The sequence below is a fragment of the Agromyces humi genome (assembly GCF_009720255.1).
GTDB lineage: Bacteria > Actinomycetota > Actinomycetes > Actinomycetales > Microbacteriaceae > Agromyces > Agromyces humi.
Genome location: NZ_WJSP02000008.1, coordinates 26,279 through 39,065 on the forward strand (window position 1 = coordinate 26,279; position 12,787 = coordinate 39,065).

A 12,787-nucleotide genomic window follows, 5' to 3' on the forward strand; every position below is an offset into this window, starting at 1 on the left:
GGTCAGCCGATGATGATCTTCCCGCCGGCAGTGACGACCATCAGCCCGAGGGCGATCGCGGCGATCAGCAGACCGACCCAGATGATCCCGAACCATCCGAGGATGACACCGGCGACGGCCATGCGGCGGCCGCTGAACCGGCCTGACCTGGTCTGGCGGATCGCGAGGTGTCCGAACACTACGGCGACGACCGGGACGAAGAACGCGGCGACGAACGAGGTGATGGCGAAGCCGGAGATCTGGGCCCCTCCGCCGTCGTCGAGGTCGGTGAAGTGCAGTTGCGCGATCGGGTTCTCGTCCGGTTCTGGGATCGCGACGGCGGTCTGTGCGGGTTTCGGCACGAGCCTCAGCATCGGTTGCTGCGGGACGTGGACGGGCTGCGCTGGTTGCGGGGGAAGGAACTGCTGGAGACCGAGCTGCTGGTCGGGTCGTGCGTCTTCCACCCGGGCGGTGGACTCACGGGCAGGGGCGGAGACACCGGGAACGTACGGGTTGTCCCAAGGGCTCGGCATGCCACCTCCAGCGGTTGTGAGGCGTACAGCCTTCAGATGGTTGGCATGCGGCGAACACCCAGCTAACCCGCGCATGTAGCCCTCGTGACTGAATCCCAATCCGGCAACGAAGACCTCGTCGAGACCGTCCTGGCCGCCGCCGTTGAGATCGGTGTCGGCAGCGCCGACGCGAAACCCCGACCTGGGCAGCTCGGCCTTGCCCGCGACATCGCCAAGGCGATGCAGCCGGTGCTGAACACCGACGCGGTCGGCTCCGGCCGCGGACACGTGTCCGGGCTCGCCGGCGTCGGAATCGGCAAGTCCTTCGCGTCCCTCTCGAACGCCGCGGTCCGTGCGGTGAAGTACCAGGAGCGGACCCTCTACTCGACCAAGTCCCTGTCCCTGCAGGCGCAGATCGTCGACAAGGACGCCCCGGTCGTCTCCCTCGCCGCCCAGCGGGTCCTCGGCGGTGGGTTCACCACCGCGGTGCTGAAAGGGTGGGGCAACTACGCCTGCATGAACCGGGCGTACGAGTTCGGGATGGCGCTGCTCGGAGAGGACACCGGCAGCTTCGCCGGACCTGAATCGCTCGCGCCGCTCATGCAGAAGCTGCAGAGCCTCCCCGACACCGGCGCCGTCAACATCGAAGGCGCCGAGCTCGACCTCGCCGAAGTGAAGCCCCTCGCGATCTGGGCGCTCTCCCAATGCCTCGGCGATGACCAGTCAGGCGACAAGGACACGTACGACGGCGCGGTGTCCGAGAACTCATGGAGCCAGGTGTCCGTCAGCCCGGAAGAGTGCATCGGGTTGGGTGAATGCCCGTTCGCTGACGTCTGCCGCTCCGACCGCGCCCGGAACCGTGCCGCAGAGGCGGACGTCGTCGTGACCAACCACTCACTCCTCGCCGTGCAGGCCACCGTCGGGGCACCCGTGGTCCTCGGCAACCAGGTCCTCGGCCGGTTCGACCACCTCATCGTCGATGAAGCCCACGAACTTCCGAAGGTCGTACGCGCCCAGGGTGAGGCGTCCATCTCCGGCCGCCGCCTGAACCAGGTGATCCGCCTCGTCCGCGCGATCGCGGACGAACGCTCCAACAAGGTGTCGAACTGGGCTGAAGACGGCCACATGATCGCCGACCTCGTCGAAGCGGAGATCCACCGCGTGTTCGCCGACACCTCGAACGGTGAGATCGGCCGGTTGAACCCTGAAGACGATCCGCTCGAGGAGACCGGCGACCCGGTCGTCGCATGGGCGAGAGTCGGATCCCGGCTGATCCGCGAACCTCTCGCCGCGGCGATCCGCGCAGGCCAAATGAAGCAGGTCATCGCAGGGAAGAAGGCACAGTCCGCGATCGACAAGCTGATCGCCGATGTGAACAACGTACGGAAGGACCGCAGCGGGCAGGCCCGGTGGCTGCAGGCACCGCCGCTGCAGGCGGTCGCGCCGGGTCGTCGCCGGATGAAGCCGTGGCACACGGTCCAGGCCGCGCAGGTGGAGGTCGGCGGGATGCTGAAAGGCAACCTGTGGACGCAGAAGATCGAAGACGAGGAGACCGGCGACGAGCTCGACATCTCCCCGTCGGTGGCCTGCATTTCGGGGACACTCCCGAAGAACTTCATCAACGAGGTAGGCCTGTCCGCACGGCAGACCGTCGAGTACGAGCTCCCGTTCAAAGAGGCGTACGAAGAGTCGATGCTGCTCATCCCCGACGCGAAGTCCGCAGCGGACATCGAAGCGCTCACCCTCCCGAACGTGCACGGCGGCCGCCGCCGGTTCTCCACGACGAAGCATCACGCGTGGGCGCTCGGGAAGATGAAGGAGCTGATCGACGCGAACGGCGGGCACGCACTCGTCCTCTCCGCCACCGGCGACGGTGCGAAGGAGTACGCGAAGGAGCTCGCCAAGCACGCCGCCGGCCGCTACAACGTGTACACCCAGTGGGATGCGTCCTCGCCCCGTCTGGTGATCGCGAAGTGGAAGGAGGACCTGTCCAGCGTCCTCGTCGGCACCCAAGGCCTGATGACCGGAACGGACGCGCCGGGGGAGACGTGCTCGCTGGTGATCCTGGACCGGTCGCCGCGCGCTGCGGGGAACCCGGTCGACGACGCCCGCGCCGCGCTGATCGCCGAGCGCCTCGACGGCAACGGGAAGAACGCGGAGTTCGCCTCCAAGCGCATGGTCTACGTCTCCGACGCCTGCGAGAAGCTCGAGCAGGCGCGAGGTCGCCTCGTGCGCTCCGCCGGTGACCGCGGTGTCTTCGCGATGCTCGACCCCCGGCTCCTGAAGAACCACCCCTTCACGTACGAGGAGAGCAGCAGGAAGCTGATGATGGACACCATCGACGTCTTCGGGAACCGGACGACGGACACCGCCGTCGCCGTCGAGTACCTCCGGTCGCGCCGCCACGCGCTGGCCGCCGCGTGACCGGCCCGTTCGCGGCCGAGAGCCGCCGCAGCCTCGACACCAGCGTGTGGGAAGCGATCATCCACGCGTCCGAGACGGACGACCCCGGCACGCCGGTGAAGTTCGGCGCCGACACCGGTGTGTGGAGCGACGACCCGTTCCTCGCCACGGTCCACCGGATCGGCAGCGACTTCCGGGTCAACGTGTCGGACGGCGGGACGCTCCGGATTGATCAGGTGTCCGACCCGCAGGGGCTCGTCGCCGGCCTTCGCATCACACGTCTCGGCGGCCGCCTCACCGTGAAAGCTCAGCTGCGCCCCCTCGACGCCCTCGGCTTCGACCATGCGTTCGCGCACGTCCTCGACGCCCACTGGGACCAGATCAACGATGCCCTCACCGACCGGTACGGCGCCACCCTGCACCGCACCGGATCGTGGATGCGGACGGTGCTCATCATCGGCGTCGACGGGTTCACCGCTGAGGACGACGGCACGGCCACCACGTTCCGCGTCTCCGACGCTGTGGAAGCGGCATGGATGCCCGGGTCGAAGCGTGAACGGCTGATCTCAGCCATCCGATCCGGGTCGATCGTGTCGGAGATCTGGGCGATCGCCCGAGGCGGGTACTAACCGCCGGCGGAAACGGGGCGCGGGGGCATCGGTCTCATCCAGAGCGGGAGGTAGGTGCCCTTTCCCGTGCCGCGAGCGACGACCAGCGCAGCCGCGTAGCCTCTGGCTCGCTTCGGGCCAGCGATGTCACCCGCGGCAACCCCTCGAAGGTATTCAGTCAGCGCCTTCAGGGCCCGGCCGGCTGTTTCCTTGTCGACGGTCCCTGATTCGTCGTACCGGTCGAACGTCAACCGGTGGATGTCCGCTGCTATCGCGATGGCAAGCGTGTCCTTCGGGGTCTGATCCCAGGCGAGCGCCTTCAGGGTGTGGATCCGCTTCAGTTCGTCGCCGAGGTCGGCGAGGTCTCCGCTGGAGACGAACCAGTCGCGTTGCACCCAACCTCTGCCAACCCGGAACCACTGCGCGGTGTAGTCGACGTCGGGGGCGGTCACGAGCAGGCCACGCTTCGCCGGCTGCGGCTCGCGGTTCACACGGGTGTCGGTCACGCTGATGTCGATCTGGACGGGAGCGAGTTGGCGCTCCACGAGTCGCTGAAGAGAAGACACGCACGAATCTTCGCAGACGATCGGGCCCGGTGGAGATCGATTCCGACGCGGTTCGAGTCTCTCAGCCCACGGTGGGGAGGCCCACGCCGAGCTCTGCACACCGCGCTCGTATTGAGTCGCCGAGCTCCTCGCTGACGTTGCTCGTATCGCCCGCGAGGATCTTGCGATTGCCGGCATACAGCTCAGTGACGTCGCTCCCAAAGTCAGTTGCTGTGTCAACTCCGATGTCCTGCAATTCCTGCAGCGTGGCAGCGACAAGGGCTGTGTCCCCGTTGTCGACGGCGACGTCCATGTCCGCGTACACCGCCACCAACCGCTTGCAGGCCGCCGTGTCCTGATCAGCCGATGGGTTCAGCAGCTGGGCGCAGCCGGTGAGCGTGAAGATCGATGCAATGATCACGGTCGCCGCAGCTGCAGATCGGGGGAGCCGGCCTTCGGCGGGCCACGAAGTGGAATGCATGCGATCACCGTATCGGCGCCGCCGCCTTGGCGGTGAATGTTGTGCCCGGCGCCGCCGCACACGAACACCCTCGTGCTCGAGCAGCCGAGGAACCGCACAGGCCAGTGGAAGGCGTACGCGCCATCCGCCGCCGACGTGGTGCTTGTCGCGCCGGCCGAGCCGGCGCTGTTCGATGTCACGCGGATCTCCGTCCGGGACCGCGCGAAGCTGCAGGCGCATCTGGACTCCGTCGACCCGAACACCGGGTCGACGTTCGCTGAGACCTACCGGGCGTTCGCGCCGGAAGCTGTGTCCGAGGATCTCGTCTGGGTGCGCCGCGGCGCACCGCGAGAGCTTCGCTGGCGATTCCACAACGCCGAGGGCCGCACCGTTGACGTTCCCGCCGTCGTGGCGGCCGCAACCACCGTTCCGGACACCACCGACCCGCTGTCACCTGCGACCCACGCTCGCGACCGGGCACACCGGAAGTGGCAGAAGCTCGCAGAGCAGAGATCACGGCGACGGGCACGGGTCGAACCGGCTGACCGCTACGCGCGGGTCGCAGAGGAGAACGCCGCGTATGGGCATTATCTGACCGCCGAGGCGGCACTCATCGCAGCCAAAGCCGCAGCCGCCCAGGCAGCCTTCACCGACCTGACATCCGCGTCCGAGCCGTTCACTGACGCGTTCATCCGGGAGCACGACCGCCACTTCGACGCCGACCGGGCCGGCGTCACCCTCCCGCCGTTGGACGACCGAATCGAGCAGGCCCGGCAGGCTGCGTTCCGTCACTCGCAGGCCGCGAGGAAGGCAGCAGCGCACCTTCGGGCGTGGAACTCGACCGAATACGTCCAGAGACGAGCCGCGGGCCAGGTCACCCAGCTGCCGGCCGCACACACACAGGTGTATGAGTACGATCCAGCCCACCCAGTGGGACGCTGACGAGCACGCACGACACCCAGCGACCGGGAAGTTCATCGACATGAACAAGCGGTCAGACCCTCGCGATCTCGGCGGGGTCATCCTCGAAGCGTACGAGGAGCCGGAGTGGGACTGGGCTCCGCCGATCCCGCAGTGGGAGTTCCAGGCCACCAGCGTTCCCGCGGCGGTCGCGAAGGTCGAGCAGGCGAACGCCAAGCTCGAGAAGCTCGGCATCGAGGAACGGTTCACGTACGAGACCGAGTACTTCGTTCGCACGAACTACGGCATCACCCAGGAGATGGCCCGGTTCACCCTGAACCGCCCGTCCATCAAGTTCGAAGGGTGGTCGTTCACCGGCGCCCACGACTTCACCCCAACCGGGGAGGTCGTCTCCCACCTCGCCGGTGACGCCACCTCCGAGATCCCCGAGGACAACCACTGCGACCACTGCGGCTCCACTAGGGCCCGTGACCGGGTGTACACGATCAACCATCCCGAGAAGGGGACGATGCAGGTCGGGAAGAGTTGCCTGAAGGCGTTCCTTGGCATGTCCCCGGTCGGTCTCTGGACGTTGGAGTCCGACCTCGAACTCGACGACGTCAAGTACCAGTCCGACCACACCGTGAACCCGGGCGCGCAAGTGTGGGACGTCGACGAGCTGCTCATCGCCGCGCTCGCACAGACGAACGACGGCGCTGAGTACATCAGCCGCGACCGCGCGACCTTTGAGCAGCGATCGACCGGCGATGCCGTGGCCTTGAACTTCACCACCCTCCTCGCCGCTGGCGACTCCGCCAAGCGCCGCCGGCTCGCACGGTCGATCGTCGCCTGGGCGAAGAAGCTCGACGGTGAACCCGGAACGTACGAGGGCAACCTCAAGTCGATCTTCTCCGGCAAGCGGGAAGAGAACTACGTCCGCAAGCAGCACTTCGGGCTCGCGGTGTCAGTCGTGTCCGCGTACCACCGAGCACAGCAGGCAGCTGTGGAGAAGAAGGTGCAGGAGCAGGCCCCTCCCGCGCTCAAGTCGTTCATCGCTCCGAAGGACACGAAGCTCGAGGGTGTCGACGCGACCGTCGAGAAGGTCATCTCCGTCGAGGTGTACGACCCGTACAAGCGGAGGGATGTCACCAAGCGGGTGCTGACCCTCCGCACCCCGGACGGCCACCTGATCAAGTGGTGGGGTGGCGGCAAGGCTGACGAAGGCCTCGCAACCGGGCAGAGCATCCGTATCAAGGCCGCCATCGTCAAGGACAACGAGGTGTACCGCGACGAGTACCAGACGGTCGTGAAGAACGTCCGGCTGGAGCCGACCGCGGCCTAGGCCGCACACCTATCCCGGCATGAGCAAACGATTCGACGAATCCAACGTCAACCGTGTGGTCGCCGGGAACGGCGACCTCTCTGGCACTTTCGCAACCAAGGGGCAGACCAGCGCTGACTTCGGCGGTCTGGTCGCCGACTTCTGGGGGAGCGTCGACCTCAGCATCGGGTCGCGCACACCGTACGGGGCAGCAGACCACATCGAACACGTCGCCGACGGCATCGTGTTCGCCGGCACCCCCAGCCACGGCTCCTACAAGCTGTCGAAGGAACGGAACGCCGCAATCCCGGCCCCGCTGCGCCGCTCGTGGTACGAGGAGGATGCAGAATCGAGCATCGTGCAGATGTTCCACCCGGACGCGTTCCCAGCCGTCGATCAGGCCGCCGCGGAGCAGTCCGTGAAGGACTGGTTCCCGAACGAGTACGAAGCCGCGACCGGCCGGGAGCTCCTCGTCGGTGAATCCCACCTCCGCGACGAGCAGCGCTGGACCGAGGCGCACTTCGACGACCTTGTCTCCCACGGCGTCCAAGGCGACCCCGACCGACCCGGCTACGTCATCGTCGGCGTCCGCCACCGCGGGCAGGACACGAACCGACGCTTCCGAGTGCCGATCGACGAGCACCGCACCGAACGCCGGCTGGGTGAGCCTGGACAGAACCGCCGCATCGTAATCGACCCAGCACGACACGAAGAGCTCGAACCGCTCCCCGACAAGGTACTGACGCCGGCACCGAAGTACCGGGGGATCCAGCCGGGGAAGACACCGGCCGCGCAGGCGCAGATCAAGAAGGATCTCGACAAGCTGTGGCGAACCCCTGACGGCAAGGTCAGCTCGTTCAGGGAGTTGCTCGAGGAGCAAGGCGTCACCGCGAAGAGCTCGTACTTCCAGGGCGGCCGCCGCACGTACACGGTGTCGTTCAAGGATCATGTCGAGGAGTCCTGGGGGCACTCGTACCAGGTGTCGAAGGCGACTTGGGATGCGCTCGAAGCACCCGACGACCGGTCCCCGTACCTCATCGCATTGCAGGAACAGACCCAAGCCGCCGACGCGTACGAGAAGCTCAGCACGCAGCGGTACACGATCGGCAGCGACGCGTTCTTCAGGCACCAGCAGCAACTTCTGAAGGCGAAGGAGAAGGCAACCCACGCCGCCGACCGCGTCGCACAGCTGAGCAAGAAGCCCGCCGAGGGGTAGATCGTGCTGTTCTGGCCGCACACGTACCGTGCATGACCACGACAGACATCCAGGGCAACATCCATGACCGCGACGGCAAGTTCGCCGGCCACATCCCCACCGCAGCAGCCGTGAAGCTGCCAGCACCCGCGGTGAGCGACGACGAGTTCGCCCAGCTCAACGATGCGCTCCGCGGCGCCCAGTCGATCCTCGACAGCGCACGCACCGCGCAGGCGATCGCCGTGAAGCAGGTGATCGTCGCAACGGCCCGCAGGAACTTCCCGAACGCCGAACGTGTCACGTTCGTCGAGTGGTACGACAGCACCGACGGCCAGCTGCAGCTCTTCGCGATCGAAGACGCCGACGGCAACTCAATCGTCGACGGCGAGACGGACTACGGCCAGGACGCCTGGGCGCTGCTCGCCCTCGCACGCCGCATCGACAACCAGGACCTCGTCACCGTGTTCGACGAAGGCGACCACCCCGACGGGAACACCTACTCCCTCGACCTCACCGGAGACCTCGGGAAGCGGTGGAGCCCGGGCGAGTCGCTGAACCTCACGACCATCTCGGCAGCAGAACTCTCCCGGCTGCACTCGGATGTCTCCTACGAGGCCGGACAGATCGCCTCGTTCGCCAGCATCAGCGACCTCGACTACCGCCTCTACGAGGATCCCGCCTGGTACGGGATCAAGGCTGAGTCGGTCGCCAAGGCTGAGCAGGCCGCCGGCGGCAAGGACGAACTCCTCCGCGCGATCACTGGTACGGCCGCCTGGAACACCCTCGAAGAGAACGCCAACGAGCAGATCAACGACCAGTACACCGAAGGCATCACCAAGGCCCTCGACGAGATCATCGACGGTGCCCTGTGAGCGCCGGCGCGTACGTCCGCGGCGGAGCCCGCCAGGGCGCGCACCGCTCCTCAGGTGAGTTCTCCGAGCACACGCACACGGAAGCGGGAGTCACCCTCACGGTGAACGAGTACGCCGACAAGACCCCGTCCGAGATCGACGAAGTCCTCGCGAAACTCTTCAACGACCGGGCCCGCCTGTACGCGTACCTCGAACGGCCCGCCGAGGCCCTCCGGAACCACGAAGCGGAGATGAAGTACCGAGCCGAGAACGACGGCAACGCCCGGATGGCTCGCCACAAGCTGAACGAATGGAACCTCCGAAGCACCACCGAAGAGGTAGCCCGATACCGCAAGGAGATCGCAGACCTCGACGCGAAGATCGCACCGATCGACGCTGAGTTCGACGCCCGAGGCGGATGGTCCCGGTTCTTCCTCGTCCAGAACCTCGGCGGCCACGTCCACTCAAGCATGTCCTGCTCAACCTGCTTCCCGACCACCCGCTTCGGATGGCTGACCGAACAGTCCGGGATGAACGAGGAGGAGATCGTCGAACTGGCGGGTGACTTGGCTTGTTCTTCGTGCTTTCCGTCGGCCCCCGTAGTCGACCGCCGCAACCCACGGCCGAACCAGCTGGAAACGCCGGAAGGCCGCGCGGACCGCGAGAAGCGTGAAGCAGAGAAGGACGCGCGCGCCAAGGCGAAAGCGGAGCGTGAAGCGAAGCAGGCCGCCGCAGCAATCAACACTCCTGACGGGGAACCGATCTACGACAGCTACCGCCGCCCGTTCAAGAACGAACGGACCGCCGAAAGCGAAGCGATCGGCAAGCTCGAGAACGCCATCTACTGGGACGGAGTCGCAGGCGACCACGAGTACGCCCGTGTCGTCGGAGAAGTCCTCGCCGGCCTCGCACACAAGCGCGGCATCGACCAGGCAGAGCTCCGCACGACCTGGATCGAGAAGACGATCAAGAAGACGAAGTCACAGCCGAACCGCACGGCAGCGGAGTTCCGGATGGGGAAGATCTTCGACGCAGCCGACGCGTATCTCGCCAAGAAGGGCGAGCTGAAGTACGCCCTGGACAGCGCCGCGGGCGCAGAGACATACGAAGCGGCGAAGATCGCCTGGGAAGAGCACATCGGCGCCCGGAAGCATCCGTCGTCGCGGTACTGACCGGTCGTGGTCCCGCGCATGGGTAGAGCGTCCCCCAAACGGGGGACGCTCGGCCTGATTCTGAGGACTTTTTCTCAAACGCACAGCGACGTCGGTAACAATAGGTCCGGCGCGCTCAGGGAACTCTCAGGGCCGCACACACATAAGAGCCCGAGGCGGAAACGCATCGAGATCGATCGGATTGGGGCCGAAAGATGACAGCAGGCGGCGCTGCGCGCAGCCGAGCCGGGGACGAACGTCACCTGGCACTCATCCAAGCGCTCCAGAGACACTCCGAACGCGGGGGAGACGGCCGCTTCATCGAAGCCACTCACACCTCCCCAGACATCAGCCTCGCCCCAGGCGGGAACCTGCCCGACCTCGACGAGCTCCTGTTCGGCAACGTCCCCGCGATCATCGAGCCGCGCACCCACGCTGACCTTGAAACCGCGGCCGCCGCGGTGGACCTCGCACCTGCCGGACAGATCCCGCTTCTGCACCTCTGCCACCAGCTCGAGCGGACCTTCGACGTGGAACTCGCCGGCCCTGCAGACGGGCGACCCCTCATCGTCAACGTCGCCACAGGCAGCGGCTGGCTCCGCGTCACCTCCGGCTACGTTGTCACACGCATCGACTCACGGACCCCCGTGAAAGTGACCGTGGCCTGCCAGTCCGACGTCACCGTGATCATCGAACCAGGCCGGGCAGCATCCGTCACCGTCGACGACGGCGCGGCCGCAACCGTGCATGTCGGTGAAGGCGCTCGAGGTCTCCTCCACGTCACCGGCCAAGCCGACGTGAACGTCCTCGGCGACACCCGCAACTTCCGAAGGACAGCCCTGGCGATCTAGCGCTCAGGGTCCGCCGCATACCTCCCTACCAGGAGGTACACGGCACCATGATGGGCGGACACCACGCGATGACCGGCGCCGCGGCGTGGATCGCGGTCACAGCCACAGGACACGGCTTCGGCTGGTACGACGTCGACCCGCTCGGCACGATCACCGGTGCGCTCCTTTGCGCCGGCGCCGCGATGCTCCCAGACGCAGACCACTCGTCAGCGACGATCGCCCATTCGGTCCCGTTCGTCGGCAGGGCTGTCACGGAGGGGATCTCTAAAGCGTCCGGCGGCCACCGCCACGGTCTTCACGCACTCCTTGCCGTCATCTGCGCCTGGTTCCTCGCGGTCGGACTTGGCTGGATCACGTGGCAGCCGTCGTGGTGGCACCAGCCCGTCGCGGTCGGCCCGGCGATCATGACCGCGGCCTCGGTGACGTTCGCCATGAAGGCGCTGAAGGTCGCGAAGACCTGGCCGCAGGCGTGGCTCGGTGGATTCGCGATCGCAGCGTTCGTCGCCCTCTTCGCGCCCGAGCAGCAGTCCTGGTTCGCGCTGTGCTTCACCATCGGATACGGCGTCCACCTCGCCGGCGACTTCCTCACCACCGGTGGTCTGCCGTTGTTCTGGCCTTGGGTGCCGAAACCTCCAAAGTCGTGGCGTGAGATCCCCGTGCTGAAGAACATGTGGACGTCCGGCGGGTACTGGGCTCTTCCGGTCCTCGGGAACGCAGGATCCATCCGGGAGTGGCTGCTCCTCATCCCGATCAGCGCGTACGTCGGGTACGGAATTCTCTACGCGATCGTCGCTATGTTCGGCATCGACCTGACCGCAGTCATGACCGAGGTGTGGCAGGCCCGATGAAATGAGCGGGTACGACCCGAAAACGCAGGTGGCGTCTCCGGGTCGTACCCATTTTGGAGCCAGACCAATTGCCTATCGACGCAGTTGCCGCTGAACGCTGCGCGACGGGATAGAGGTCAGGCCACAGCTCTGTTGCCGAGAAGCCCGAGGTAGTACATGACGATCAGGCCGGCGACGATCAGTACCGCCACCACCAGCACGATCCATGCTCTCTTCGTCATACTCACCTCATGATCGTCAGGGGTAGAGGTACTTCATTCCGGCGAGATCCCCGTTGCCCAGCAGCCTCATGCCCGTTTCGCAGACCGCTGACGTCGGCTTCATCACCTGCATGGTGGCCCCTGCTACGTGCGTTAGACCGAACAGATGACCGGCTTCGTGGGTCATCACCCCTTGCAGGTCGTAGTTGCCCGCTGGGCATCCTGTCACCGACGATCCGGTGTACCAGGAGTAGGCGGTGTTGATGCGAATGTCCGAGGCAACGATGTCAGTCGCCGTCATGTAGGTGCAGGTCTGCGCGAGCGTGGACGCGCTTGCGAGCGGAGTCCCGCTGTCTACGACATTCTGGTAATTGCCCGCAAGGCATGTCCCTCCGCTCATCGTCGCCGACGCGGTGGTGGTTCCCGCATATGAGTGGGCTGCGCTGTTCGAGAGGTTGGACCCGCACGCTCCGTATCCGTTGGCCATCGCGGACATCGCGTTGAACACGGAAGCAGTCCCACCGAACGAAGGTGTCTTGTAGTACCAGGAGACGGTTGCAAGCCAGCGCGGCCCATACGTTGCGTAGGTGTAGTTGTCGCACTTGGGGGAGGTGGCGAGGATGCCACTCTCACTGGCGGCCGGTGCTTCGAACTCTGCGATCACCGCCGGCTTCCCGTGCACCACGTTCGACCGGGACGACTCTGACCGCGTTGCCACCTCACCCGAGGCTGAGCGGTAGACCGTGAAGTCCGGGACCCCCGCGGTTCCATCGGCAGTGATCGCCGAGAACTCCACTGCGAATCCGGGCGCTGGAAGCACAACGCTGGCAGGCCCTTCCGTGTCACTGATGACGACTGAACCTTCTTTGCAGGCGGTCAGCTTTGACACGTCTGCTGCCTTGGCCTGTGCGACGCCGGTCGGCCCGCATGGTGGCGGCGCTGCCGTCGCTACGCCAGCCTGCG

At 66.3% G+C, this 12,787-nt stretch carries 14 protein-coding genes; 9 read left to right on the forward strand and 5 right to left on the reverse strand.

Going from position 1 to position 12,787, the window contains the following annotated elements:
* Positions 1-2: 2 nt before the first annotated feature.
* Positions 3-341 (reverse strand): DUF4190 domain-containing protein, encoded by a 339-nt coding sequence (locus GH736_RS02025; RefSeq protein ID WP_159599774.1) that lies wholly within the window; start codon positions 339-341, stop codon positions 3-5.
* Positions 342-596: 255 nt separating this feature from the next.
* On the opposite strand from GH736_RS02025, the gene GH736_RS02030 reads away from it, so the two are divergent.
* Together GH736_RS02030 and GH736_RS02035 are read left to right on the forward strand one after the other, a co-directional pair.
* The gene (locus GH736_RS02030; protein WP_159599776.1) at positions 597-2,915 is read left to right on the forward strand and encodes an ATP-dependent DNA helicase; all 2,319 of its coding nucleotides are present in this window, start codon (positions 597-599) and stop codon (positions 2,913-2,915) included.
* Positions 2,912-3,523: a hypothetical protein gene (locus GH736_RS02035; protein WP_159599778.1), complete on the forward strand. Its 612-nt coding sequence runs from the start codon at positions 2,912-2,914 to the stop codon at positions 3,521-3,523. The genes GH736_RS02030 and GH736_RS02035 overlap by 4 nt, the downstream gene beginning before the upstream one ends.
* Here the strand turns inward: GH736_RS02035 and GH736_RS02040 are convergent.
* Complete coding sequence (locus GH736_RS02040) at positions 3,520-4,008, reverse strand: hypothetical protein (RefSeq protein ID WP_159599780.1); 489 nt, start codon at positions 4,006-4,008, stop codon at positions 3,520-3,522. The two genes, GH736_RS02035 and GH736_RS02040, sit on opposite strands and share 4 nt — an antisense overlap.
* Before the next feature lie 121 nt (positions 4,009-4,129).
* On the reverse strand, positions 4,130-4,528 hold the full coding sequence (locus GH736_RS02045) for a hypothetical protein (RefSeq protein WP_159599782.1): 399 nt from the start codon (positions 4,526-4,528) through the stop codon (positions 4,130-4,132).
* A 72-nt stretch (positions 4,529-4,600) separates the two neighbouring features.
* Between GH736_RS02045 and GH736_RS02050 the strand changes: the two genes are divergently transcribed.
* From GH736_RS02050 to GH736_RS02065, 4 genes are read left to right on the forward strand one after another with little or no spacing between them, the layout of a single operon-like run.
* On the forward strand, positions 4,601-5,449 hold the full coding sequence (locus GH736_RS02050) for a hypothetical protein (RefSeq protein WP_159599784.1): 849 nt from the start codon (positions 4,601-4,603) through the stop codon (positions 5,447-5,449).
* Positions 5,415-6,749 (forward strand): hypothetical protein, encoded by a 1,335-nt coding sequence (locus GH736_RS02055; RefSeq protein WP_159599786.1) that lies wholly within the window; start codon positions 5,415-5,417, stop codon positions 6,747-6,749. Before GH736_RS02050 ends, GH736_RS02055 begins: the two co-directional genes overlap by 35 nt.
* 19 nt (positions 6,750-6,768) lie before the next feature.
* Complete coding sequence (locus GH736_RS02060) at positions 6,769-7,944, forward strand: DUF7007 domain-containing protein (RefSeq protein ID WP_159599788.1); 1,176 nt, start codon at positions 6,769-6,771, stop codon at positions 7,942-7,944.
* Between the two features lie 32 nt (positions 7,945-7,976).
* Entirely contained in the window at positions 7,977-8,795 is an 819-nt protein-coding gene (locus tag GH736_RS02065) for a hypothetical protein (protein ID WP_159599790.1), read from the forward strand.
* Positions 8,796-8,845: 50 nt separating this feature from the next.
* Here the strand turns inward: GH736_RS02065 and GH736_RS02070 are convergent, their stop codons facing one another.
* On the reverse strand, positions 8,846-9,232 hold the full coding sequence (locus GH736_RS02070) for a hypothetical protein (RefSeq protein WP_159599792.1): 387 nt from the start codon (positions 9,230-9,232) through the stop codon (positions 8,846-8,848).
* A gap of 72 nt (positions 9,233-9,304) precedes the next feature.
* Here GH736_RS02070 and GH736_RS02075 point away from each other — a divergent pair, with 72 nt between their 5' ends.
* The 3 genes from GH736_RS02075 to GH736_RS02085 all read left to right on the forward strand — a co-directional run bounded on the left by GH736_RS02075 (position 9,305) and on the right by GH736_RS02085 (position 11,624).
* On the forward strand, positions 9,305-9,946 hold the full coding sequence (locus GH736_RS02075) for a hypothetical protein (protein ID WP_159599794.1): 642 nt from the start codon (positions 9,305-9,307) through the stop codon (positions 9,944-9,946).
* A 194-nt stretch (positions 9,947-10,140) separates the two neighbouring features.
* Positions 10,141-10,776, forward strand: a complete 636-nt coding sequence (locus GH736_RS02080) for a hypothetical protein (protein ID WP_159599796.1) — start codon at positions 10,141-10,143, stop codon at positions 10,774-10,776.
* Positions 10,777-10,823: 47 nt separating this feature from the next.
* Positions 10,824-11,624: a metal-dependent hydrolase gene (locus GH736_RS02085; RefSeq protein ID WP_159599798.1), complete on the forward strand. Its 801-nt coding sequence runs from the start codon at positions 10,824-10,826 to the stop codon at positions 11,622-11,624.
* A 237-nt stretch (positions 11,625-11,861) separates the two neighbouring features.
* Here GH736_RS02085 and GH736_RS02090 read toward each other — a convergent pair.
* Positions 11,862-12,787: matrixin family metalloprotease (locus tag GH736_RS02090; RefSeq protein WP_203230626.1), on the reverse strand; the 926-nt coding region annotated here is incomplete at its 5' end.

Coding starts and splice junctions, on each gene's coding strand:
- GH736_RS02045 (WP_159599782.1), bottom strand. CDS start 4,528: ATGCATTCCACTTCGTGGCCCGCCGAAGGCCGGCTCCCCCGATCTGCA.
- GH736_RS02055 (WP_159599786.1), top strand. CDS start 5,415: ATGAGTACGATCCAGCCCACCCAGTGGGACGCTGACGAGCACGCACGA.
- GH736_RS02060 (WP_159599788.1), top strand. CDS start 6,769: ATGAGCAAACGATTCGACGAATCCAACGTCAACCGTGTGGTCGCCGGG.
- GH736_RS02065 (WP_159599790.1), top strand. CDS start 7,977: ATGACCACGACAGACATCCAGGGCAACATCCATGACCGCGACGGCAAG.
- GH736_RS02075 (WP_159599794.1), top strand. CDS start 9,305: ATGAACGAGGAGGAGATCGTCGAACTGGCGGGTGACTTGGCTTGTTCT.
- GH736_RS02080 (WP_159599796.1), top strand. CDS start 10,141: ATGACAGCAGGCGGCGCTGCGCGCAGCCGAGCCGGGGACGAACGTCAC.
- GH736_RS02085 (WP_159599798.1), top strand. CDS start 10,824: ATGATGGGCGGACACCACGCGATGACCGGCGCCGCGGCGTGGATCGCG.